General features: G+C 72.0%; 23 protein-coding genes. 17 read left to right on the top strand and 6 right to left on the bottom strand.

From position 1 onward, the window contains the following. Entirely contained in the window at window positions 1–1,377 is a 1,377-nt protein-coding gene (locus P3G67_RS07025) for an aldehyde dehydrogenase family protein (RefSeq protein WP_276092669.1), read from the top strand. Continuing rightward, on the top strand, window positions 1,374–2,174 hold the full coding sequence (locus P3G67_RS07020) for a 3-oxoacyl-ACP reductase (protein ID WP_269855002.1): 801 nt from the start codon (window positions 1,374–1,376) through the stop codon (window positions 2,172–2,174). Before P3G67_RS07025 ends, P3G67_RS07020 begins: the two co-directional genes overlap by 4 nt. Window positions 2,175–2,297: 123 nt before the next feature. On the opposite strand, the gene P3G67_RS07015 is transcribed toward P3G67_RS07020, so the two are convergent. Next, a complete protein-coding gene (locus tag P3G67_RS07015; RefSeq protein WP_276092668.1) occupies window positions 2,298–3,500 on the bottom strand; it encodes an amino acid deaminase/aldolase in 1,203 nt (400 codons plus the stop codon). A gap of 272 nt (window positions 3,501–3,772) precedes the next feature. Between P3G67_RS07015 and P3G67_RS07010 the strand changes: the two genes are divergently transcribed. The 4 genes from P3G67_RS07010 (at window position 3,773) to P3G67_RS06995 (ending at window position 7,584) form a co-directional block, all read left to right on the top strand. After that, window positions 3,773–4,711, top strand: coding sequence for a hypothetical protein (locus tag P3G67_RS07010; RefSeq protein WP_276092667.1), 939 nt, complete (start codon window positions 3,773–3,775; stop codon window positions 4,709–4,711). Continuing rightward, window positions 4,708–5,886: a type VII secretion-associated serine protease mycosin gene (gene mycP, locus P3G67_RS07005; protein WP_276092666.1), complete on the top strand. Its 1,179-nt coding sequence runs from the start codon at window positions 4,708–4,710 to the stop codon at window positions 5,884–5,886. The genes P3G67_RS07010 and mycP overlap by 4 nt, the downstream gene beginning before the upstream one ends. A 34-nt stretch (window positions 5,887–5,920) precedes the next feature. Continuing rightward, window positions 5,921–6,700 (top strand): SseB family protein, encoded by a 780-nt coding sequence (locus P3G67_RS07000; protein WP_276092665.1) that lies wholly within the window; start codon window positions 5,921–5,923, stop codon window positions 6,698–6,700. 140 nt (window positions 6,701–6,840) lie between these two features. Beyond that, a complete protein-coding gene (locus P3G67_RS06995) occupies window positions 6,841–7,584 on the top strand; it encodes an MIP/aquaporin family protein (RefSeq protein WP_276092664.1) in 744 nt (247 codons plus the stop codon). A gap of 76 nt (window positions 7,585–7,660) precedes the next feature. Here the strand turns inward: P3G67_RS06995 and P3G67_RS06990 are convergent, their stop codons facing one another. Next, the gene (locus P3G67_RS06990; RefSeq protein ID WP_276092663.1) at window positions 7,661–8,050 is read right to left on the bottom strand and encodes a DUF1844 domain-containing protein; all 390 of its coding nucleotides are present in this window, start codon (window positions 8,048–8,050) and stop codon (window positions 7,661–7,663) included. Between the two features lie 357 nt (window positions 8,051–8,407). Here P3G67_RS06990 and infC point away from each other — a divergent pair, with 357 nt between their 5' ends. The 7 genes from infC (at window position 8,408) to pheT (ending at window position 15,795) form a co-directional block, all read left to right on the top strand. Next, window positions 8,408–9,031: a translation initiation factor IF-3 gene (infC, locus tag P3G67_RS06985; protein ID WP_269855159.1), complete on the top strand. Its 624-nt coding sequence runs from the start codon at window positions 8,408–8,410 to the stop codon at window positions 9,029–9,031. A gap of 115 nt (window positions 9,032–9,146) precedes the next feature. Further along, window positions 9,147–9,341 (top strand): 50S ribosomal protein L35, encoded by a 195-nt coding sequence (rpmI, locus tag P3G67_RS06980; protein ID WP_269854995.1) that lies wholly within the window; start codon window positions 9,147–9,149, stop codon window positions 9,339–9,341. A gap of 97 nt (window positions 9,342–9,438) precedes the next feature. Then, entirely contained in the window at window positions 9,439–9,822 is a 384-nt protein-coding gene (gene rplT / locus P3G67_RS06975; RefSeq protein ID WP_255928596.1) for a 50S ribosomal protein L20, read from the top strand. Between the two features lie 149 nt (window positions 9,823–9,971). After that, entirely contained in the window at window positions 9,972–10,811 is an 840-nt protein-coding gene (locus tag P3G67_RS06970) for a TrmH family RNA methyltransferase (protein WP_391858209.1), read from the top strand. A gap of 45 nt (window positions 10,812–10,856) precedes the next feature. Next, the gene (locus P3G67_RS06965) at window positions 10,857–11,978 is read left to right on the top strand and encodes a sensor histidine kinase (RefSeq protein ID WP_276092661.1); all 1,122 of its coding nucleotides are present in this window, start codon (window positions 10,857–10,859) and stop codon (window positions 11,976–11,978) included. Between the two features lie 158 nt (window positions 11,979–12,136). Beyond that, window positions 12,137–13,282: a phenylalanine--tRNA ligase subunit alpha gene (pheS, locus tag P3G67_RS06960; protein ID WP_276092660.1), complete on the top strand. Its 1,146-nt coding sequence runs from the start codon at window positions 12,137–12,139 to the stop codon at window positions 13,280–13,282. Next, on the top strand, window positions 13,282–15,795 hold the full coding sequence (gene pheT, locus P3G67_RS06955; RefSeq protein ID WP_276092659.1) for a phenylalanine--tRNA ligase subunit beta: 2,514 nt from the start codon (window positions 13,282–13,284) through the stop codon (window positions 15,793–15,795). The genes pheS and pheT overlap by 1 nt, the downstream gene beginning before the upstream one ends. Before the next feature lie 86 nt (window positions 15,796–15,881). Here pheT and P3G67_RS06950 read toward each other — a convergent pair whose 3' ends face one another. Continuing rightward, window positions 15,882–16,742 (bottom strand): 3-hydroxybutyryl-CoA dehydrogenase, encoded by an 861-nt coding sequence (locus P3G67_RS06950; protein ID WP_269854990.1) that lies wholly within the window; start codon window positions 16,740–16,742, stop codon window positions 15,882–15,884. A 109-nt stretch (window positions 16,743–16,851) separates the two neighbouring features. Beyond that, window positions 16,852–17,286: a DUF6314 family protein gene (locus P3G67_RS06945; RefSeq protein WP_276092658.1), complete on the bottom strand. Its 435-nt coding sequence runs from the start codon at window positions 17,284–17,286 to the stop codon at window positions 16,852–16,854. A 107-nt stretch (window positions 17,287–17,393) separates the two neighbouring features. Between P3G67_RS06945 and P3G67_RS06940 the strand changes: the two genes are divergently transcribed. Further along, entirely contained in the window at window positions 17,394–18,617 is a 1,224-nt protein-coding gene (locus P3G67_RS06940) for a glycoside hydrolase family 10 protein (RefSeq protein ID WP_276092657.1), read from the top strand. A 3-nt stretch (window positions 18,618–18,620) separates the two neighbouring features. On the opposite strand, the gene P3G67_RS06935 is transcribed toward P3G67_RS06940, so the two are convergent. After that, window positions 18,621–18,827 carry a DUF1918 domain-containing protein gene (locus P3G67_RS06935; RefSeq protein WP_269854987.1) on the bottom strand — a complete coding sequence of 69 codons (207 nt, stop codon included), beginning with the start codon at window positions 18,825–18,827 and terminating at the stop codon, window positions 18,621–18,623. 77 nt (window positions 18,828–18,904) lie between these two features. Continuing rightward, window positions 18,905–19,609: a hypothetical protein gene (locus P3G67_RS06930; protein WP_276092656.1), complete on the bottom strand. Its 705-nt coding sequence runs from the start codon at window positions 19,607–19,609 to the stop codon at window positions 18,905–18,907. Between the two features lie 267 nt (window positions 19,610–19,876). Here P3G67_RS06930 and P3G67_RS06925 point away from each other — a divergent pair, with 267 nt between their 5' ends. From P3G67_RS06925 to P3G67_RS06915, 3 genes are all read left to right on the top strand, one after another. Further along, window positions 19,877–22,096, top strand: a complete 2,220-nt coding sequence (locus P3G67_RS06925) for an NADP-dependent isocitrate dehydrogenase (protein WP_276092655.1) — start codon at window positions 19,877–19,879, stop codon at window positions 22,094–22,096. A 272-nt stretch (window positions 22,097–22,368) separates the two neighbouring features. Next, the gene (locus tag P3G67_RS06920; protein ID WP_269854984.1) at window positions 22,369–22,806 is read left to right on the top strand and encodes a helix-turn-helix domain-containing protein; all 438 of its coding nucleotides are present in this window, start codon (window positions 22,369–22,371) and stop codon (window positions 22,804–22,806) included. Window positions 22,807–22,816: 10 nt separating this feature from the next. Next, window positions 22,817–23,233, top strand: a complete 417-nt coding sequence (locus tag P3G67_RS06915) for a VOC family protein (RefSeq protein ID WP_269854983.1) — start codon at window positions 22,817–22,819, stop codon at window positions 23,231–23,233. Window positions 23,234–23,577: the final 344 nt, after the last annotated feature.

Below are 23,577 nucleotides of genomic sequence, written 5' to 3'. Positions count from 1 at the left end.
GTGCCCGACCACCCCACCGAGCACCAGGTGCTCAACCCGGCGACGGAAGAACCCATCGCCACCGTCCCCGCCACCACACCGCGGGAAGTGGACGCCGCCGTCCGCCGCGCGGCCCGCGCGCAGGCCGACTGGGCCGCCACCAGCGCCGCCGACCGGGCCCGCCTGCTGCGCCGCTTCGCCGCCACCGTGGACCAACACACCGAGGAACTCGCCCGGTTGGAGGTCCGCGAGGCCGGACACCCGATCGGCAACGCCCGCTGGGAGGCGGGCAACGTACGCGACCTGCTGGAGTACGCGGCCGGGGGAGCCGAACGCCTCCTCGGCGCGCAGATCCCGGTGCCGGGTGGGCTGGACGTCACCTTCCACGAACCGCTCGGTGTGATCGGGGTCATCGCCCCCTGGAACTTCCCGATGCCGATCGCCGGTTGGGCCACCGCGCCGGCCCTCGCGGCCGGTAACGCGGTACTGCTCAAACCGGCCGAGACCACACCGCTGACCGCGCTGCGACTCGCCGAACTCGCCCTGGAATCCGGCCTTCCGGAGGACCTGTTCCAGGTGCTGCCGGGCGCGGGCCCGGTCACCGGCGCCGCCCTGGTGGAGCACCCCGTGGTCGCCAAGATCGTCTTCACCGGCTCCACCGCGGTCGGCAAGCGGATCATGGCGCAGTGCGCGGACCAGGTGAAGCGGGTCACCCTCGAACTCGGCGGCAAGAGCCCCAACATCGTCTTCGCCGACGCGGACCTCGAAAGGGCCGCTCAGGCCGCCCCGATGGCGTTCCTGGACAACACCGGCCAGGACTGCTGCGCCCGCAGCCGCATCCTGGTGCAACGCAGCGTCCACGACCGCTTCCTGGAACTCCTCGAACCCCACATCAAGGCGGTCACCATCGGCGACCCGGCCGATCCGGCCACCCAGATGGGGCCGCTGATCTCCGCCGCCCAGCGGGAGCGGGTCAGGTCCTACGTCGCCGAGGACGCCCCCGCCGCGATCCGCGGCAGCGCACCCACCGGCAGGGGCTTCTGGTACCCGGCGACGGTACTCGCCGGGCTGCCGGAGGACGCGCCCGCCGTCACCGAGGAGATCTTCGGGCCGGTCGCCGTGGTGCTGCCGTTCGAGGACGAGGCCGACGCGGTACGGCTGGCCAACGCCACCCGCTACGGGCTCGCCGGATCGCTGTGGACCCGGGACGTGGGCCGCGCGGTGCGGGTCTCGCGGGCGGTCGCCGCGGGCAACCTCTCCGTCAACTCCCACAGCGCGGTGCGCTACTGGACACCCTTCGGCGGCTTCGGCGAGTCCGGACTCGGCCGCGAACTCGGCCCCGGCGCGCTGGCCGCCTTCACCGAGACCAAGAACGTCTTCATCAGCACGGAGGAATGACACCAGTGACCGCACAGACCGACGAAGTCATCTGCCGCCGCCTGCCCGGCCGTACCGCCGTCGTCACCGGTGCCGGCAGCGGCATCGGCCTGGCGACCGCCCGCCGTCTCGCCTCCGAGGGCGCCAACGTGGTGTGCGCCGACATCGACCAGGCGGCGGGGGAGAGCGCGGCCGCCCAGACCGGCGGCTCCTACGTCAAGGTCGACGTGACCGACGCCGAGCAGGTGGAGGAACTGTTCCGCACCGCCTACGACATCTACGGCTCCGTTGACATCGCGTTCAACAACGCCGGTATCTCCCCGCCCGACGACGACTCCATCCTGACCACCGGGATCGACGCCTGGCGCCGGGTCCAGGAGGTCAACCTCACCTCCGTCTATCTGTGCTGCAAGGCGGCACTGCCCTACATGCAGCGCCAGGGCAGGGGCTCCATCATCAACACCGCGAGCTTCGTCGCCGTGATGGGTGCCGCGACCTCCCAGATCTCGTACACCGCCTCCAAGGGCGGAGTGCTGGCGATGTCCCGTGAACTGGGCGTGCAGTTCGCCCGGGAGGGCATCCGGGTCAACGCGCTGTGCCCGGGGCCGGTCAACACCCCGCTGCTGCGGGAGCTGTTCGCCAAGGACCCGGAGCGCGCCGCCCGGCGCCTGGTGCACATTCCGCTCGGCCGCTTCGCCGAGGCCGACGAGATCGCCGCCGCGGTGGCCTTCCTGGCCAGCGACGACTCGTCGTTCATCACGGGTTCGGAGTTCCTGGTGGACGGTGGCATCGCGGGCGCGTACGTCACGCCGCTGTAGGGCGGTGGACGCGGGGGCTGGATCGCGGTTGGTTCGGCACCGCCGGTCCTCGCGTCGGGGGTCGCCCGCCGCCGCGGCGGGACGAAACGTCGGGGGCGAGCCCCCGACACCCCCAAAAAATCCCTACAGGAACGTGCGGCCCTCGCCGCGGTACGTGGGGACGACGGCAACCACTTCCTCGCCGGAAACCAGGTGCAACTCAGAGAAGCGCTCGCAGAGTTCGCCCGCCTTGGCGTGCCGGAACCACACCTTGTCGCCGATCAGCAGGTCGTCCGCGGCCGACCCCAGGAGCGGCGTCTGTACCTCACCGGCGCCCTCCTGCGGGTCGTACCGCAACCCCTCCGGCAGATACGGCACCGGTGACCGGTCCCTGCCCGCGGCGCCGGACGCCGGATAGCCGCCGCCCAGCACCGTCACCACCCCGACCCCGGGGCGCCGTACCACCGGCTGGGCGAACAGGGCCGCGGGACGCCCCCGGAACGAGGTGTAGTTGTCGAACAACCGCGGGACGAACAGCCCGGAACCGGCGGCCACTTCGGTGACGGCGCGCTCCGCGGCCGTGTGCTGCACGCTGCCGGTGCCGCCGCCGTTGACGAACTCCAGCCCCGGCACCACCGCCCGTACCGCGCGAACCGCCTCCGCCCGGCGCGCCGCCAGCTCCCTGCGGGCAGCGGCCTGCATCAGCCGTACCGCGCGGGACCGCAGCGCGGCGCCCGGAACCGCGTCACCGACCCCCGCGACATGCCCCTCGTACGCCATCAGGCCGACCACCCGGAACCCGGGCCTGCGCTGCACCGCCCTTGCCAGTTCGGCCAGTTGGGCGGGATCGTGCAGGGGTGAGCGACGTGCGCCGAACCGTATCCGGCCGCCGAGCAGCCGCAGGCTGGTGTCCAACTCCAGGCAGACCCGCACCTCCTGGCCGCCGCCCGCGCGCGCCGTGTCGATCAGATCGAGCTGCGCCACGTCGTCGACCATCACCGACACCGCCCCGGCCAGCTTCGGATCGGCCGTCAACTCCGCGAAACCGGTACGGTCCACCGACGGGTAGGCCAGCAGTACATCCTCGATCCCGGCACGGGCCAACCACACCGCCTCGGCCAGCGTGAACGCCATCACCCCGGCGAACCCGTCCCGCTCCAGCACCCGTTCCAGCAGCGCCCGGCAGCGCACCGACTTGCTGGCCACCCGGACCGGCTTGCCACCCGCCCGTCGCACCAGGTCATCGGCGTTGGCGTCGAACGCGGCGAGATCCACCACCGCGAGCGGCGCGTCAAGGTGCGCGGTCGCCCGGTCGTAACGGGCGCGGTCAGCGGCAGGATCAGCCATGCGGGCAGCTTGCACCGTGTTCGAGCGCCCGACAAGACCCTCGACCAGCGGACATGATCCGGACCAGGGGGCGCGAACACAGGCACAACCCGTACTGTGTCACCGCGGGGCCAGGCCCCGTTATCGGCGGGACGAACCGGAACGGACACAGCTCACGGAGGGGGCACCGGGTGGGAACCGGAGTCGACAGCGGGGTACCACGCCGCGTCGCTCCACCACCGCGCCCCCCGGCTCCGCCGCAACAGCCTCTTTCCGCCGCAGGAGTTGGCCCCATGGCCGAAATCGGTTCCGTGCCCACCGGTCCGACCTCGACGCTCGCGGTGCCGACCGCGCCGGTGCGCCCGCCCACGCTCGGGATGCCCGCGTTCCCGCCCCCGCCCGGCTATCCGCCGCCGCCCGCCGCCCGCCCGGGCCCGTCCCCGTACGCGGCCGGGCGCTCGACGCGCGGCACGGTGGCGGCCGGGATCTGCCTGGTGCTGGGCGCCGGACTGCTGGGCGGCGCGGCGGTCGGGCACTTCGTGGGCGGCGACACGGCCGCGGCGCAGACCACCCGGGAGGACACCGCGCTGACGTACGCCGACGCCCGGAGCCTGTGGCACAGCGTGCCCGTCGACACCCTCTTCCCGCCGACGGTGCACGGCCGCGGCGCCGGACCCGGGGGCGCCGACCGGACCTGGACCCGGATCGGGGTCGCGCCGGACAGCGGCTGTGACGGCGCGTTCGATCCGCCGCTGGCCACCGCACTCGCCCCGGTCGGCTGCCTGCGGCTGCTGCGCGCCACCTACACCGACGCCACGTCCAGCAACGTCACCACCGTCGGAGTGCTGATCACCCGCGCCGACCCGGCCAGCATGGCCGCGCTGCGCGGCACCTGGACCGCACGCCACCTGGGCGACCGCACCGACGCCATGCCGCGCCCGGTGGCCTTCCCCGGCACCCTCGCGGCGGGCTTCGGCCTTGCCCAGCGCGGCAGTTGGACCGTCGACATCTCCGACACCCTGCCGGTCATCGGCTACGCGGTGAGCGGCTTCGCCGACGGCCGCACCGTCACCGACCCGCAGCCCGCCGCGGCGGCCACCAAGCCGGGCGCCACCACGGCCGCCGCGCAGGCCGGACTCGGATACGACGCCAAGGGACTGGCCTCCGCCATCGAACACCACATACGCACCGACGTGGAACAGGCCGTCCATCGCAAGGGAACCGCCTCATGACGGCGGCACGCCACCGCTGCCTCGCCCTGCTGCTCGCCGTACTGACCGCCCTCCTCGCACCGGGTGCGTCCACCGCGTACGCCGACTCGATCCGCCAGCAGCAGTGGGCACTCGACACCCTCCACGCGCAGACCGCCTGGCGGACCACCAAGGGCAGGGGCGTGACCGTCGCGGTCCTCGACACCGGAGTCGACGGCAGCCACCCCGACCTCACCGGGCAGGTACTGCCCGGCACCGACCTGGTGGGCTTCGGCGCCAAACGCGGCTCCTCCACCTGGGCCCGGCACGGCACCGCGATGGCGGGCATCATCGCCGGGCACGGCCACGGCCCCGGCGACAGCAGCGGTGTGATGGGCATCGCCCCTGAGGCGAAGATCCTTCCGGTGCGGGTGATCCTCGAAGACACCGACCCACAGCGCAAACAGGCCCGCGCCACTCGCGGCGGCGCACTCGCCCAGGGCATCCGCTGGGCCGCCGACCACGGCGCGAACGTCATCAACCTCTCCCTTGGCGACGACAGCAAGACCGCGCACCCCGACCCGGCCGAGGACGCCGCCGTCCAGTACGCGCTGGCCAAGGGGATCGTGGTGGTCGCCTCCGCGGGCAACAGCGGCCAGCAGGGCGACCCCGCCTCCTACCCAGCCGCCTACCCCGGGGTGATCGCGGTGGCGGCGGTGGACCGGTACGGCAACCGCGCCGCCTTCTCCACCAGCCGCTGGTACGCCACCGTCGGCGCGCCCGGCGTGGACGTGGTCATCGCCGACCCCGACCGCCGCTACTACGAGGGCTGGGGCACCAGCGCGGCCTCCGCCTACGTCTCCGGCGTCGCCGCGCTCATCCGCTCCGCCTGCCCGCGGCTGAGCCCCGCCCAGATAAAGCGGCTGCTGGAGGACACCGCCCAGGACGCGCCGCCGGGCGGCCGCAACGACCAGGTGGGCGCGGGCGTGGTGGACCCGGTGGCCGCGCTGGACGCCGCCGCGAAGCTCACCCCCAGCCCCGAGGCGCCCACCCCGGCGGCCTACGCCAAGCGGTACTTCGGTTCCGGGCCGGCCCCGGTCCGCGCCTCCGCGCGGTCAGGTGGCGGTTCCGGGATCGGACTCCCCACGGTGAGCGCGATCGCCGGGGTCGTGCTGCTGGCGGCGGCCGGGGTGTTCAGATGGCGGGCAAGGCGCTGACCGGGCCGGGCGCGGGCGCCGATACCCTCATCGGGTGGCTCTCAAGAACATTCCGGACCCCGGCTTCTCCGACGACGACGGCACCGCCGACCCCCGGCTGACCGCGGCCCTCGCCGCGTACGCCGAGGACCGCGCCGCCGAGCCCGATGTGCTCGCCGCGCTGGTCGGCGCCCGGCTGCTGGTGCCGGTCGTCGCGCTGCTCGGGGAGGTGGAGACCGTGGTGGCCGCCGCGGCGCCAGGCGCCTCCGCTGAGGGTGGACGACGGGCGGACGGGCTGCGCCGGGGGAAGACCAGCGACATGGCGGTGCCCACCATCCAGGCCCCGGACGGCCGCCGGGCGCTACCCGCGTTCACCTCGGTCGAGAGCCTGGCCCGCTGGCGAGCCGACGCCCGGCCGGTGGCCGTACCGCTGCAGCAGGCGCTGCGCGCGCTCGCCCACGAGCAGGCCGACACCCTGCTGATCGACATGGCCGGACCCGTGCCGTACGCGCTGTCCGGCCCCGCGCTGCACGCCCTCGCCTCCGGCCTGGACCGGCTGGACCCGCTCACCGACCCTGCGGTCGCCGAGGCGGTGCGTGACGTGTTGACCGCGCAGCCCGACGTGGTGCGTGCCCATCTGGTGCCGAGCCGGGAGACGGACGGCACGCTCGGGCTGGTGCTCGGGGACGGTGCCGAGGTGGCGGCGGTCGCCCAGCGGGTGGCCACGGCGCTCGCGGGCGACGAGACGCTGCGCGCCCGGCTGGTGCGCGGCCTGGACCTGGCGCTGCTGCCGCCGGACGCCAGGTTGCCCGGTGAGCCGCTGTTCGTTCGCTGAACGGGAACTTTCCCACCGGTAGTCCAGGCCGCGCCGGAGGGTCGAGATGTCGGCGAGTGCTCGGTTAGTCGAGAATGTGCCGTGTCCCAAGTGCGACAGGGCAACGAATGGGACATGGCAATCGACGCGAGGAGAGCGCCATGGCGAACCGGACCGCCCTCACCTGCGAGTTCCTGGGCACCCTGCTGTTGGTCTTCTGCGCCGTGGGGGCCGCGGTCCTGGCGGGCGAGTACATCGGCACGCTCGGCACCGCGCTGGCCTTCGGGCTGGTGCTGCTGGCGCTGGTTTCCTCGTTCGGCGCGGTCTCCGGCTGCCACGTCAATCCGGCGGTGACGCTGGGCATGCTGTGCGCGGGACGGCTGGAGCCGCGGACCGCCGTACGGTACTGGGCCGCCCAGTTCGCGGGCGGGATCGCGGGGGCCGCGCTGCTGTTCGTGGTGGCCAGTCAGGTGCCGGGACTGAAGGTCAAGGAGACGTTCGGCAGCAACGGCTACGGCGGCCGGTCGGCCGTCGGCATCAGCGTCCTCGGGGCGTTCCTCGCCGAGGTGGCGCTGACCTTCCTGCTGGTCTTCGTGGTGCTCGCGGTGAGCCGGGGCAGGGCCACCCTGGCGGGCTCCGCCGGGCTGCCGGTCGGGATGGCCTTCGCCGTGGCGCAACTGGTCGGCGGCCCGCTCACCGGCGCCTCGATGAATCCGGCGCGCAGCCTGGGACCCGCGCTGTTCGCGGGCGGGGCGGCGCTGACGCAACTGTGGCTGTTCCTCGCCGCCCCACTGGTCGGCGGCGCGCTCGCGGCGTTGGCGCAGCGGCTGACCCATCCGGCGCCCGCCGCGCCGATGTCCCTGGCCGAGCCGGAGGCGAGCGCCGCCGCGGCGCGGACGCGGTGACCGGGGGCGGCGCCGCTCGGTGCACCGCGCGTGCGCGGGACGGCCGTACCGGGGCCGTGCCCCGCGCTGGGGGGCCTCAGCCGATCACCGGGCCGGTGAACTTCTCGCCCGGCCCCTGACCGGGCTCGTCCGGCACTATGGAGGCCTCGCGGAACGCCAACTGCAGCGACTTCAGCCCGTCCCGCAGCGGGGCCGCGTGGTAGGAACCGATCTCGGTGGCTCCGGCGGTGACAAGACCCGCCAGCGCGGTGATCAGCTTGCGCGCCTCGTCGAGGTCCTTGTGTTCCGCGCCCTCCTCGGCCAGGCCCAGGTTGACCGCCGCGGCGCTCATGAGGTGGACCGCCACCGTGGTGATCACCTCGACCGCGGGAACGTCCGCGATGTCACGGGTCATGGTGTCGAAGTCGGGGCCACCGGCGGCGGAGTCGGACAAGGCGGTGGCGGCGGGGGAGGTGGTGTCGCTCATGACGGACACGATAGGCCCCGTTCCGCTGAATACTGTCCGCGCCCAGAGGCTGGTATGCTTGGAGATCGACCGGCTGGGCACCCAGGTGTACCCGGATGTTCAGCCCGCAAGTGGAGCTCCAACTCCCACCTGACCGACCTCCGGGTCGGCGGGTCTCCGGTCAGGCGTCATCACCTCGCGAGAGGCGATGGCCCGATGCGCCCCGCGGAATTTCGCGGCGGTGCTCCCGGTTGTGAGGAGCCCCGCCTGCGTACCGTACGGGGCGTTTTTCGCGTCCTGGGTACGGGGTCTGGAGACTAGAAGACTCAAGGCGCGGTTGCCCGCCAGGCCGCCGCGTGGTGCAACCGAGGAGGCCCCATCAGCGCCGAGCCCCGCATCAACGACCGGATTCGCGTCCCCGAGGTGCGACTCGTCGGTCCCAGTGGCGAGCAGGTGGGCATCGTGCCGCTTGCCAAGGCCCTGGAGCTCGCACAGGAGTACGACCTGGACCTGGTCGAGGTCGCGGCTACCGCCCGCCCGCCCGTGTGCAAGCTCATGGACTACGGGAAGTTCAAGTACGAGTCGGCCATGAAGGCCCGTGAGGCGCGCAAGAACCAGGCGCACACGGTCATCAAGGAGATGAAGCTCCGGCCGAAGATCGACCCGCACGACTACGACACCAAGAAGGGTCACGTCGTCCGGTTCCTCAAGCAGGGCGACAAGGTCAAGATCACGATCATGTTCCGTGGTCGCGAGCAGTCCCGTCCCGAACTGGGCTTCCGACTGCTCCAGCGGCTGGCGGAGGACGTCCAGGACTTGGGCTTCGTGGAGTCCAACCCGAAGCAGGACGGCCGCAACATGATCATGGTTCTCGGTCCGCACAAGAAGAAGACCGAGGCGATGGCCGAGGCCCGCGAGGCGCAGGCCGCCCGCAAGGCCGGTCGCCAGCCGAGGCAGGACGAAGAGGCCGAGGAGCCGCAGGCTCCCGCCGACGCCGGCTGAGGCAACCAGCAAGACCCCGGGGGTGCACCCTGGGTATGCAATGCAGTACTGACTGACGCTCTCCGTCCGCCCTGGTCGCGGACGGGAGGGCCAGCGATGAGGAGACTACGGCGCCATGCCGAAGAACAAGACGCACAGTGGTGCGAGCAAGCGGTTCAAGATCACCGGCTCCGGCAAGGTGCTGCGTGAGCGTGCCGGCAAGCGCCACCTGCTGGAGCGCAAGTCGTCCGCGCTGACGCGCCGCCTCACCGGCAACGCCGAGATGGCTCCGGCCGACGCCAAGAAGATCAAGAAGCTTCTCGGCAAGTGACGGACCGCGCCCCCGACCGGGGCGCGCCGACTGACCGGGACCAATTCGTTTTCGGGCCGTGTGAGTACCACCGCGGTCCCCAACAAGGAGTTACCAAGTGGCACGCGTCAAGCGGGCAGTGAACGCCCACAAGAAGCGCCGGGCAATCCTCGAGCAGGCCAGCGGCTACCGCGGGCAGCGTTCCCGCCTGTACCGCAAGGCGAAGGAGCAGGTCACCCACTCCCTCGTCTACAACTACAACGACCGCAAGAAGCGCAAGGGCGACTTCCGTCAGCTGTGGATCCAGCGCATCAACGCCGCTGCCCGCGCCAACGGCATCACCTACAACCGCTTCATCCAGGGTCTGAAGGCCGCCAACATCGAGGTGGACCGCAAGATCCTCGCGGAGCTCGCCGTCAACGACCCCAACGCGTTCGCCGCGCTGGTCGAGGCCGCGCAGAAGGCGCTGCCGAGCGACGTCAACGCGCCGAAGGCCGCGTGAGTGACGCTGCGCTGAGCCGTCAAGGCTTCCGGGCCCGCAGGGATCTCCCTGCGGGCCCTCCGTTGTGGTCGGTCGTTCCGCAGGGCGGAACGGCTGGGTACAACGGACCCGCACCCGGCGACCGCCCCTGAACCGAAAGCTTGCGCACCTTGAGCCAGACCCCCCAGCTGACCTCCCTGCGATCCCCGCGCGTCAGCGCCGCACGGCGGCTCGCCAAGCGCAGCTTCCGCGGCAAGGAGCGCCGGTTCATCGCGGAGGGGCCGCAGGCGGTCCGTGAGGCGATCGGGCACCTGATCGAGGTGTATGTGGCGCCGGAGGCGATGCGGCGGCACGCCGACATCGTCGCGGCGGCCCGCGCAGCGGGCGCCACCGTGTTCACCGCCACCGACGAGGTGGTGGCCGAGGTCTGTGACACCGTGACCCCGCAGGGCATCGTGGGCATCTGCCGGTTCCTCGACTCGCCGTTCGAGGAGATCCTGCGCGCCCGCCCGAAGCTGGTCGCCGTCCTCGCGCACGTCCGCGACCCCGGCAACGCCGGAACGGTGCTGCGCTGCGCGGACGCCGCCGGCGCCGACGCGGTCGTGTTCACCGACGCCTCGGTCGACCTGTACAACCCCAAGGCCGTGCGCGCCTCGGTGGGCAGCCTGTTCCACCTGCCGGTGGCGGTCGGCGTCCCGGTGCACACCGCGGTCGCCGGGCTGCGCGAGGCGGGCGTGCGGCTGCTCGCGGCCGACGGCGCGGGGGAGCGGGACCTGGACAGCGAGCTGGACGAGGGCACCATGGGCGGCCCCACAGCCTGGATCTTCGGCAACGAGGCCTGGGGACTGCCGGAGGAGACCCGGGCGCTCGCCGACGAGGTGGTCCGCGTCCCGATCCACGGCCGGGCCGAGAGCCTCAACCTCGCGACGGCCGCCGCGGTGTGCCTGTACGCCTCGGCGCGTGCGCAGCGCGCAGCGGGAGGGTGCCGCTCAGTAACCTCCGGCCGGTAGGCTGACGGGCCGGACCCGTGAAGGGCAGCGAAGGGGAGCAGGGGGATGGACGCCGGAACCGCCGCCAGCCGCACCACGAGCGTCGCGCTGTTCGGCGCCGACCTGGCGGACCTCGGCCTGGACCCCGACGACCTCCCCGACGGACTGGTGGTGGCCGACGAGACCGGGCGGGTGGTCTGCTTCAACGCCGCCGCCGCCCGGCTGACCGCACTGCGCCCGGCGGACGTCATCGGCCTGCCGATCGAGCACGCGCTGCCGCTGGAGGACCTCGAAGGCCGCCGCTGGTGGACGGTCACCGATCCGTACCGCGGCCTGGCCATCCGGGTCGGGCAACCGGAACGCAACCTTCTGCTGCCCGGCGGCCGTGAGGTCCTGGTCTCCGCCCGCTATGTGCGCGAGCACCCCGCCGGACCGGTGCGCCGCCTGGTCGTCGCGCTGCGCGGCACCGGAAGTCGTCGGCGCACCGAGCGCAGCCACGCCGAACTGATCGCCACCGTCGCCCATGAGCTGCGCTCCCCGCTGACCTCGGTCAAGGGGTTCACCGCCACCCTGCTCGCCAAGTGGGAGCGGTTCACCGACGAGCAGAAGAAGCTGATGCTTGAGACCGTCGACGCGGACGCCAACCGGGTCACCCGGCTGATCGCCGAACTCCTGGACATCTCCCGGATCGACACCGGCCGGCTCGAAGTGCGCCGTCAACTCGTCGACATCGAGGCCGCCGTGCGCCACCGGGTGGCCGCGCTCATCGCGGCGGGCGTCCCAGCCGAACGGCTGCGGGTGCGGGTGACCGGACCGCTGCCCCCGTTGTGGGCCGACCCGGACAAGCTCCAGCAGGTGCTGAGCAACCTGCTGGAAAACGCGGTGCGGCACGGTGACGGGACTGTCATCATCGACGTGGCGCCCTCGTCGTCCCCGCGTGAGCGGGGCAGTGCCGGAACGGCCGTCACCGTGAGCGACGAGGGGCCCGGCATTCCGGAGGAGTCGATGGGCCGCGTCTTCACCCGCTTCTGGCGGGGCAACCGGCGCGGTGGCACCGGCCTGGGCCTGTACATCGTCAAGGGCATCGTGGAGGCGCACGGCGGCACGATCACGGTGTCCCGGGCCCCCGGCGGCGGCGCCCAGTTCCGATTTATCCTGCCCGTCGGGGCACCGGCCTTCATGGGCTGAGCCTCCACGGGCTTCCTCTTCCACCGCAGGTCCACTGCAGGGTGCGTCGGGCGCGGCCGCCGTGCCCATTAGACTCGACCTTTGGCCACAGAGGTCGGAAACAGGCCATCCAGGTCGAAGACAGACCGCGCGCCAGCCAACCGGAAACACGGGAAGAGATGTCGGCACCCAATAAGTCGTACGACCCTGTCGAGGTCGCGATGCTGAAACCGGAAGAGATCGAGCGGATGCGCGACGAGGCGCTCGCCGCCATCGCCGCCGCGGCCGATCTGGACGCGCTGCACGAGGTGAAGGTCGCCCACACCGGTGACCGTTCACCGCTCGCGCTCGCCAACCGGGAGATCGGCGCGCTGCCACCGCACGCCAAGGCGGAGGCCGGAAAGCGCGTCGGCCAGGCGCGCGGCGCGGTCAACAAGGCCCTGGCCGCCCGCAAGGAGCAGTTGGAGGTCGAGCGCGACGCCCGCGTGCTGGTCGAGGAGGCGGTGGACGTCACGCTGCCGTACGACCGCCGCCCGGCCGGTGCCCGGCACCCGCTCACCACCCTTTCCGACCGGATCGCCGACATCTTCGTGGCCATGGGCTACGAGGTCGCCGAGGGTCCGGAGGTCGAGGCGGAGTGGTTCAACTTCGACGCCCTCAACATCGCCGCGGACCACCCGGCCCGCACGATGCAGGACACCTTCTTCGTCAACGCCGGTCAGGCCAACGGCAGGCGGGTCGGCACCGGTTCGGCCTCCGGCGACGTCGTACTGCGCACCCACACCTCCCCGGTGCAGGTCCGTTCGCTGCTCGACCGCGAACCGCCGGTCTACGTGATCTGCCCGGGCCGCGTCTACCGCACCGACGAGCTGGACGCCACCCACACCCCGGTCTTCAACCAGGTCGAGCTGCTCGCCGTGGACGAGGGCCTGACCATGGCGGACCTCAAGGGCACGCTGGACCACATGGTGCAGGCGCTGTTCGGGGAGGGCATGCGCACCCGCCTGCGCCCCAACTACTTCCCGTTCACCGAGCCGTCCGCCGAGATGGACATGGTCTGCTACGTGTGCCGTGGCGACTCGGTGGGCAACCCCGACCGTCCGTGCCGCACCTGCTCCTCCGAGGGCTGGATCGAGCTCGGCGGCTGCGGCATGGTCAACCCGCGGGTGCTCACCGCCTGCGGTGTGGACCCCAACAAGTACAGCGGTTTCGCCTTCGGCTTCGGTATCGAGCGGATGCTGATGTTCCGCCACAACGTCGAGGACATGCGAGACATCGTCGAGGGTGACGTGCGCTTCACCCTTCCGTTCGGGATGGAGATCTGATGCGGGCCCCGCTTTCCTGGCTGCGGGAGTACGTCGACCTTCCGGCTGGCGAGACCGGCCGCGATGTGCAGGCGCGGCTGGTCTCGGCCGGACTCGAGGTGGAGAAGGTCGAGCAGCTCGGCGCGGGCCTGAAGGGCCCGCTGGTGGTCGGCAAGGTGCTGGCCATCGAGGAGCTGACCGAGTTCAAGAAGCCCATCCGCTACTGCCAGTTGGACGTCGGCACGGCCAACGGCACCGGCGAGCCGCAGAACGTGATCTGCGGCGCGCGCAACTTCCGCGTCGGCGACAAGGTCGTCGTCGCGCTGCCCGGCGCCGTGCTGCCGGGCGACTTCCAGATCGCGTCCCGCAAGACCTACGGCAAGGTCTCCGAGGGCATGATCTGCTCGGCCCGCGAGCTGGACATGGGCGACGACCACGACGGCATCATCGTGCTGTCGCCGGAGCACGAGGTCGGCACCGACGCCATCGAGCTGCTGGAACTGGTCGACGAGGTGCTGGACATCGCGGTCACCCCGGACCGCGGCTACTGCATGTCGATGCGCGGCATCGCCCGTGAGACCGCCACCGCCTACGGGCTGCCGCTGCGCGACCCGGCGCTGCTGGACGTGCCCGCCCCCAACTCGTACGGCTACCTGGTGAAGGTCGCCGACCCCATCGGGTGCGACCGCTTCACCGCGCGCACCGTGGTGAACGTCAGCCCCGAGGCGGTGTCGCCGATCTGGCTGCAGCGGCGGCTGCAGAAGGCCGGGATGCGGCCGGTCTCGCTGGCCGTGGACGTCACCAACTACGTGATGCTGGAGCTGGGTCAGCCGCTGCACGCCTACGACCGCGGCCGTCTCGACGGCCCCATCGGGGTGCGCCGGGCCCATCCGGGCGAGAAGCTCACCACGCTGGACGGCACCCAGCGCGTCCTCGACCCCGAGGACCTCGTCATCACCGACAACTCCGGCCCGATCGGCCTGGCCGGCGTGATGGGCGGGGCCAACACCGAGATCGCCGACCCGGTCCGCGATGAGGAGACCGGTGAGGTGCGCGGCACCACCGAGATCGTCGTCGAGGCCGCGCACTTCGACCCGGTCGCGGTGGCCCGCACCGCCCGCCGCCACAAGCTGTCCTCCGAGGCGTCCAAGCGCTTCGAGCGAGGCGTCGACCCGCAGGCCGCCTCGGCCGCCGCCCAGCGCACCGTCGACCTGCTGGTCCTGCTGGCGGGCGGCACCGCCGAGGCCGGGGTCACCGAGGTCATCTCCCCGTCCGCGCCGCGCACCATCTCCATCCCGGCGGACCACCCGGACCGGGTCGCCGGTACCGAGTACGGCCGGGAGACCGTGGTACGGCGGCTGCAGCAGGTCGGCTGCGACGTCTACGGTGCCGACGAACTGGTCGTCACCGTGCCGAGCTGGCGCCCGGACCTGACCGACCCGAACGACCTCGCCGAGGAGGTCATCCGGCTCGAAGGCTACGAGAACCTGCCGTCCACGCTGCCGAAGCTGCCCTCCGGCCGTGGTCTGACCGAGTCGCAGCAGCTGCGCCGCCGGATCGGCCGTGCGCTGGCCGGTGCCGGGTACGTCGAGGTGCTCAACTACCCGTTCGTCGGTGACGCGGTGCTGGACCAGATGGGCCTGGAGCCGGACGACGCACGGCGCCGCTCGGTGACGCTGGTCAACCCGCTGTCCGACGAGGAACCGGCGATGCGCACCACGCTGCTGCCCGGGCTGCTCGGCACGCTGCGCCGCAACCACGGGCGTGGTGCGCAGGACCTGGCGCTTTTCGAGACCGGCCTGGTCTTCCTGCCCACCGGCGAGAAGCCGCCGCCGCCGAAGCTGACGGTGGACCGGCGCCCCACGGACGAGGAACTGGCCGCGCTGGACGCCGCGTTGCCGCACCAGCCGGTGCACGCCGCCGTCGTGCTGACCGGTGCCCGTGAGCCGCAGGGCTGGTGGGGCAGGGGCTACCCCGCGACCTGGGCGGACGCCGTCGAGGCGGCCCGTACCGTGGCCCGTGAGGCCGGAGTCGAACTGGCCGTCCGTCAGGGCCAGTACGCGCCCTGGCACCCCGGCCGGTGCGCCGCGCTGTACGCGGGGGAGGAACTGGTCGGCCACGCCGGAGAGTTGCACCCGCGGGTCATCAAGGCGATGAACCTGCCGGAGCGCACCTGCGCGATGGAGATCGACCTGGAGCTCGTGGAGCGGGCCGGTGGCGGCACGCTGCGGGCACCGCGGGTCTCCACCTTCCCGGTGGCCACCCAGGACGTCGCGCTGGTGGTGGACGAGGCCGTCCCGGCCGCCGACGTGGAGGCCGCGCTGCGCGCGGGCGCGGGTGAACTCCTGGAGGATCTGCGGCTGTTCGACATCTTCTCCGGTGAGCAGATCGGCGAGGGCAGGAAGTCGCTGGCGTACGCGTTGCGCTTCCGTGCCCCGGACCGCACGCTGACCGCCGAGGAGGCGTCCGCCGCTCGTGACGCCGCGGTGGCCGCGGCGGCCGAGCGCACCGGAGCGGTGCTGCGCGGCGCGTGACGTGACGACCGAGGGCCGGTCCGGCGAATCGCCGGACCGGCCCTCGGCCGTTCGGGCCTTGTCGCCAAGCCCCGGAAGAGCGCGGGTTACGCGTAGTCGTAGAAGCCGTGGCCGCTCTTGCGGCCGAGGCGGCCCGCGTCGACCATGCGCTGGAGCAGCGGCGGCGAGGCGTACAGCGGCTCCTTGTACTCGGCGTACATCGAGTCCGCGATCGCCGCGATGGTGTCCAGGCCGATCAGGTCGGAGAGCTTGAGCGGTCCCATCGGGTGGGCGCAGCCCAGCTCCATGCCGTTGTCGATGTCCTCGCGGGTGGCGATGCCGGACTCGAACATCCGGATCGCGGAGAGCAGATACGGCACCAGCAGCGCGTTCACCACGAACCCGGACCGGTCCTGGGCGCGGATGGCGTGCTTGCCCAGCACGTCGGTGACCAGCTTCTCGGTACGCAGCAGCGTCTGCTCACCGGTGGTCAGCGCCGGGATCAGCTCGACCAGCTTCTGCACCGGCGCCGGGTTGAAGAAGTGGATGCCCAGCACATGGTCGGGGCGCGAGGTGGCGACGGCCAGCTTCACCAGGGGGATGGAGGAGGTGTTGGAGGCGAGGATGGCGTCCGGCCGGGTCACCACCTGATCGAGCACCTGGAAGATCTCGGTCTTCACCTGCTCGTTCTCCACCACCGCCTCGATCACCAGGTCGCGGTCGGCGAACTCGCCGAGGTCGGTGGTGAAGGTGAGGCGGTCCAGTGTGGCGTCCCGCTCCGCCTCGGTGATCTTGCCGCGTTCGGCCGCCCGGCCGAGGGAGTTCGCCAGCCGGGTCCGGCCGAGCTCCAGCGCCTCACCGTTGGTCTCGGCGACTCGTACGTCCAGCCCCGCCCTGGCGCAGACCTCGGCGATACCCGCGCCCATCTGACCGCAGCCCACTACCCCGACCAACTGGATGTCGCCCACCGTGCAGCCTCTCGTGTTCGCATGTCGCCCCCCGGATCGCGGGCGGCGGGCGGCCGGTCCCCGTCGACCCGCGCCACTTCGCGACCTTACACCGGGTGCGCGGGGCCCTTCAGAGCCGGTCGTGGACGGTGATCATGAGCAGGTCCTTGTGCGGTCCGGTCACCCGCCACACCACCTGCCAGCGGTCCTGACCGCTCACCGTGTACTGAGCGAGGTAGCCGTCCGCGGCGCAGGGATGGTGCGCCGTCCAGTGCCCGGTGCGCAGGTCGAGGTGGTGGAACGGGCGGCCGTCGGTGAACCGGACCTCGCTCGTACCGTCGCCGACCGGTTCGAACCGGTGGCCGCGGTAGGCGTGCCGGGTCACGCCGCCCCAGGTGAACCGGCCCTCCTCGGTGTGCAGCAGCACTCCGCCCGGGCGCTGCCGGCGGAACTCGCAACTCCCGTCGAAGGAGCCGGTCTCCCCGCTGCCGAGGTCACGGACCGTACGCGTCACCCGCCATCGGCCTTCCAGGTAGGCGAGCACATCGGGTACGGGATGGGACACGCCGTCGATCGTAGCGGCGACGCGCCGTGGCCCTGACGGGTTGCCCAGGAGCGTGCCGCGGGCACATCATCGACAGACCAGTATCTGACGAACCGTCAGGGGATGCGATGGAGCCGATCAGCCGAAGGAACTTCACCGCGGCGGCCGTGGGCGCGCTGACCGGTGCGCTGGGCGGCGGGCCCGCCGCCGCCCGCGAGCGGCTGCCCGAGCAGTTCCGCGGGATGTGGGCGGCCACCGTCGCCAACCTCGACTGGCCCTCGGCGCCCGGCCTCGGCGTACCCGAGCAGCGGGCCGAGCTGCTGGCGCTGCTCGACAGCGCCGTCGACCGGCGGCTCAACGCGGTACTGCTCCAGGTGCGACCGGCCGCCGACGCCTTCTGGCCGTCCCGCTACGAGCCCTGGTCGCGGTACCTCACCGGTACCCAGGGCCGGGACCCCGGTTGGGATCCGCTCGGCCACGCGGTGCGCGAAGCCCACCGCCGGGGGCTTGAGCTGCACGCCTGGTGCAACCCGTACCGGGTCTCGGTGCGGCCCGATCCCGGCATGCTGGCGCCGGGGCATCCGGCGCGGCGGCACCCCGACTGGGTGGTCGAGTACGGCGGGCAGCTCTACTACAACCCGGGGCTGCCCGCGGTACGCGGCTTCGTCCGGGAGGCGATGCTGGACGCGGTGCGCCGCTACCCGGTGGACGGCCTGCACTTCGACGACTACTTCTACCCGTACCCGGTGGCGGGCGAGGAGTTCGACGACGCGGACGCGTACCAGGCGTACGGCAGCGGCTTCCCGGACCGGGCCGCCTGGCGGCGGCACAACGTGGACCTGCTGGTACGGGAGACGGCCGCCCGGATCAAGCGGCTGCGACCGGGCGCGCGGTTCGGCATCAGCCCGTTCGGGGTGTGGCGGAACGATTCGGCGGATCCGCGCGGTTCACGGACCGCGGCCGGGATCCAGAGCTATGACGACCTCTACGCCGACTCGCGCGGCTGGGTGCGCAGGGGCTGGCTGGACTACGTCTGCCCGCAGCTGTACTGGAACATCGGCCTGGCCGCCGCCGACTACGCCAAGCTCGTCCCCTGGTGGTCCGACGCCGTGAACGGCACCGGGGTCCACCTCTACATCGGGGAGGCGCTCTACAGGCAGGAGGCACCCGGCCAGCCCGCCGCCTGGCAGAACCCGGGCGAGCTCAGCCTGCACCTCGCCTTCGACCGGTCGTGGCCGCAGGTGCTGGGGAACGTCTACTTCTCGGCGAGGGATGTGATCGCCGACCCGTCCGGCGCGATGGCCCGGGTGGTCGCCGACCACTATCCGACCCGGGCCAGGCCGCCTCGCTGAGGGTCAGTGCGCGGTGGGCGGGGACTTGAGGTGCCGTACCACCGAGTCGGGCCCGGGCGACATCAGGCACTCGTGCCCGTCGTCCTCGAACCGCACCCGGTAGGGAGGGTCGCCCTTCTCGCCCAGCACCTCGATGACCTCGGCCATCCGGTCATGGTGGCCCACGGTCCTGCCGTGCACCAGGATCTTGTCGCCTTTGTCCGCGTGCATAGCTGACCTCCCGCCGGTGATGAATTCCCTAGCGCGGATGTGCCAAGTCTATTCGGGTACGGCCCGGACGCACCCGCTCAGGCGATCGGATGCGGGGAGTCGCCCGCGAGCAGCAGCTGCGGCACCTGGCTGAAGTTCCAGCCGTCGCCGTGCCGGTTGAAGACGTAGACCACGTCGAACCGGGACCCCGGCCAGGACGCCGGCGGCTTCGGGGTGACCGGTCCCAGATGGGCGATGATCGCCGCGACGCTCTGGTGCTCCCAGGCCACCAGCGTCGGCCCGGAGGCGCTGCGCAGGGCGGCGGCCAGCGCGGCCTCCTGGCCCTTGGCGAACCGCAGGTCGAGCGAGGTGCCCAGGGCGGCGGCGAGCGGGGTGACCGTCTCCTTGGGGCGCTTGCTGCCACCGCTGGAAGGGTCGGCGGCGAAGATCCGGGTCGGGCGGGCCAGGCCGGGGCGCGGCGGCGCCGGGTGACCGTCGCCGTCCCGCGGGTCGAACAACCCGATCAGCGCGCCCGCGCGGGACCAGCCCTGGATGGTAAGCGACTTGTCGTCCTTCTCGCCGGCATCGGTCACCCCGTACGGCGCTCCGGAGCCGGTGGGCTTCTCCGCGTGCCGGATGATCATGAGCATGTCTGGCCCTCCGCTACCGACCTGTGCCGTGGACGCCGTGCTGACGGTGGGGTCCGACGCGTGTCCGCCCTTCGCGCAGGCGCCCAGTGCCGGTGCGGCAGCGCCTGCCGCGAGGAGTCCGAGCATGGTGCGGCGCTGTATCCGGGATGTCACGCTGAATGCCTTCCGTCGTCCTGGTCCGCGCGGGAGCCGCGGTACTCGGCTGCCCATCGTTCCCCAAGGATGGCGCAACTTGGCCCGGCAGCAGCCAAGTTAGGGGTGATGTCTCGCCATCCGGGACGCGTGTCCGGGGTTCGGTCGGGGTTGCGGCAGCCTCGGCTCCGCTCGGCGACGGGAAAGCGTAGGGCCCTTTCGAGGTCGAGTCGATCACGGGATATCTTGATGTCAAGCAATGTGCGCAGACGTGGAGCGGAGCACCCGGTGACTGATTCGACCATCATCTACACCCACACCGACGAGGCCCCGGCCCTGGCGACGTATTCGTTCTTGCCTGTGATCCAGGCGTACGCCTCGACCGCCGGGGTCGCTGTGGAGACCCGTGACATCTCTCTGGCGGGGCGCATCATCGCCAGCTTCCCCGAGCGTCTCGAGGAGGGCCAGCGGATCCCGGACGCCCTCGCCGAGCTGGGCGAGCTGGCCAAGACGCCCGAGGCCAACATCATCAAGCTGCCGAACATCTCGGCTTCGATCCCGCAGCTGAAGGCGGCCATCGCCGAGCTCCAGGAGAAGGGCTACGCGCTGCCGGACTACCCGGACGACCCGAAGACCGACGAGGAGCGCGACATCCGCGCCCGCTACGACAAGGTCAAGGGCAGCGCCGTCAACCCCGTGCTGCGCGAGGGCAACTCCGACCGCCGCGCCCCCGCGTCGGTGAAGAACTACGCCAAGGCCCACCCGCACCGCATGGGTGCCTGGACGTCGGAGTCGAAGACGAACGTCGCCACCATGGGCGTCGACGACTTCCGCTCCACCGAGAAGTCCGCGGTGATCGCCGAGGACGGCTCGCTGCGCATCGAGCTTGCCGGGGACGACGGCAGCACCACCGTGCTGCGCGAGTCGGTGCCGGTGCTCGCCGGTGAGGTCGTGGACGCGTCCGTCATGCGCGTCGCCGCGCTGCGCGAGTTCCTCAGCGAGCAGGTGGCCCGGGCCAAGGCCGAGGGCGTGCTGTTCTCCGTGCACCTGAAGGCCACCATGATGAAGGTCTCCGACCCGATCATCTTCGGCCACGTCGTGCGGGCCTTCTTCCCGAAGACGTTCGCCAAGTACGGTGAGACGCTCGCCGCCGCGGGGCTGAGCCCGAACGACGGCCTCGGCGGCATCTTCAAGGGCCTGGAGTCGCTGCCCGAGGGCGCCGAGATCAAGGCGTCCTTCGACGCCGAGCTGACCGAGGGCCCGGCCCTGGCGATGGTCGACTCCGACCGCGGCATCACCAACCTGCACGTACCGAGCGACGTCATCGTCGACGCCTCCATGCCCGCCATGATCCGCACCTCCGGTCACATGTGGGGCCCGGACGGTCAGGAGGCGGACACCCTCGCGGTCCTCCCGGACAGCAGCTACTCCGGTGTCTACCAGGCCGTCATCGAAGACTGCCGGGCGAACGGCGCCTTCGACCCCGCGACGATGGGCTCGGTGCCCAACGTCGGCCTGATGGCGCAGAAGGCCGAGGAGTACGGCAGCCACGACAAGACCTTCGAGATCCCCACCACCGGCACGGTGCGGGTGGTCGACGGCAACGGCAACGTGGTGCTCCAGCAGGTGGTCGGCGCCGGCGACATCTTCCGCATGTGCCAGACCAAGGACCTGCCGATCCAGGACTGGGTCAAGCTCGCCGTCACCCGTGCCCGCGCCACCGGCGACCCGGCCGTGTTCTGGCTGGACGAGAGCCGGGCGCACGACGCGGTGCTGATCGAGAAGGTCAGGAACTACCTGCCGCAGCACGACACCGAGGGCCTGCGGATCGAGATCATGTCGCCGGTCGAGGCGACGAAGTTCTCCCTGGAGCGCATCCGCCGCGGCGAGAACACCATCTCGGTCACCGGCAACGTGCTCCGCGACTACCTGACCGACCTGTTCCCGATCCTGGAGCTGGGCACCAGCGCCAAGATGCTCTCGGTCGTCCCGCTGATGGCGGGCGGCGGCCTGTTCGAGACGGGCGCGGGCGGCTCCGCGCCGAAGCACGTCCAGCAGCTGGTCAAGGAGAACTACCTGCGCTGGGACTCGCTGGGCGAGTTCTTCGCCCTCGTCCCCTCCCTTGAGCAGTACGCGAAGACCACCGGCAACGCCCGGGCCCAGGTGCTCGCGGACACCCTCGACCGGGCCACCGGCACCTTCCTGAACGAGAACAAGTCGCCGAGCCGTCGCCTCGGTGGCATCGACAACCGGGGCAGCCACTTCTACCTGGCCATGTACTGGGCCCAGGAGCTGGCCAAGCAGACCGACGACGCCGAGCTGGCCAAGGCGTTCGCCCCGCTCGCGGCGACGCTCTCCGAGCAGGAGCAGGCCATCGTCGACGAGCTGATCGCGGTGCAGGGCTCGCCCGCCGACATCGGCGGCTACTACCAGCCCGACGCCACCAAGGCCGCCGCGGTCATGCGTCCGTCGGCCACCTTCAACCAGGCCCTCGCCGGCCTGAGTTGATCCGCCGGGGCGGCCGGCCGCCCCGCGCAAGCCCCTGTTCCGCCCCGGCTGGCCTCGCCAGCCGGGGCGGCCGGGTTTCAGCCAGGAGGTCACCTGAGCGGACAGCGCGAGCCCTGAAGCAGTCCGAGGCCACCAAGGCAGCAGGCCGCGCCGGAAGTCGTGGCGGCGGTCACACGGTGCCTTGACCGGCTACGCGGCGCCGCGACCCGGCTTCGCGCCATCGGGTTCCCGTCGTGCCGAGGACCGGCCGCCGACGTGCGATGCTGGTGCGCATGAACCTGGAGGACCTGGTACGGCTGCGCCGCGCCCGGGACGTGATGGACCGCGACTACGCGCGGCCACTGGACGTTCCGGCGCTGGCGAACGTCGCTCTCATGTCGCCCGGGCACTTCTCCCGCAGCTTCCGCGCCGCCTTCGGGGAGACGCCCTACAGCTATCTGATGACCCGCCGCGTCGAGCGGGCGAAGGCGCTGCTGCGGCGGGGCGACATGAGCGTGACGGAGGTCTGCTTCGCGGTCGGGTGCACCTCGCTGGGGTCGTTCAGCTCGCGCTTCACCGAACTGGTCGGCGAGAGCCCCAGCGCCTACCGGGCCCGCCGCCACGAGGCGGGCGCCGCGATCCCGGCGTGCGTCGCCAAGATCCTCACGCGACCGGTCAGGACCGGCCAACCGGTCAGGATCGAAGAAGCGGAATCCGCCGCCGCCTCGTAGCGTCGGAGGCATGACCATCAAGCTCGCACAGTGCTTCATCGCAGTCGACGACCACGACAAGGCGCTCGCCTTCTACCGCGACATCCTCGGCATGGAGGTGCGCAACGACGTCGCCTTCGAGGGGATGCGCTGGGTGACCGTCGGCTCACCCGCGCAGCCGGACGTGGAGATCGTCCTCGAACCGCCGCTGGCCAACCCCAACGCCTCGCCGGCCGACAAGCAGGCGATGGCGGAACTGCTGGCCAAGGGCATGCTGCGCGGCGTGATCTTCTCCACCGACGACTGCGACGCCACCTTCGAACGCATCCGGGCCGCCGGTGGTGAGGTGCTGCAGGAGCCGATCGACCAGCCCTACGGCGTCCGCGACTGCGCCTTCCGCGACCCGGCCGGCAACATGCTCCGCTTCAACCAGCCCCGCAAGCGGTAAGGGCCGCCCGCCGCAGGATCCGGGTGGACCTGGGGGCAAACGCCCCGAGCGGGCATCGAGGCGTACCTGGGGGACGAGTCGGCGCACGCCGCGAGCGGCGCGAAGCGCCGCCTGGCCACGTCATGTTCCAGACGGTCGCGCGCCGGGCCCGGTGATGGCTGCCACCGCTGGCGCGGTCGCGCACGGCCACTTCCTCGACGCGGGCCGGACGCGATCTGCGCCGCCCGCACGACCGCGAGCTGACGCCCGACGGGGATGGTCGGTCCGGCGCCCCGGCCGGCACCACCGGTCAGGTGGCCAGCTACCGTTGCCGCGACCGCGCCGAGAACCAGACGTACTGCTCG

The organism is Streptomyces silvisoli (genome assembly GCF_029269905.1).
Classification (GTDB): Bacteria; Actinomycetota; Actinomycetes; order Streptomycetales; family Streptomycetaceae; genus Streptantibioticus_A; species Streptantibioticus_A silvisoli_A.
This window is presented reverse-complemented; position numbering and strand designations above follow the sequence as displayed.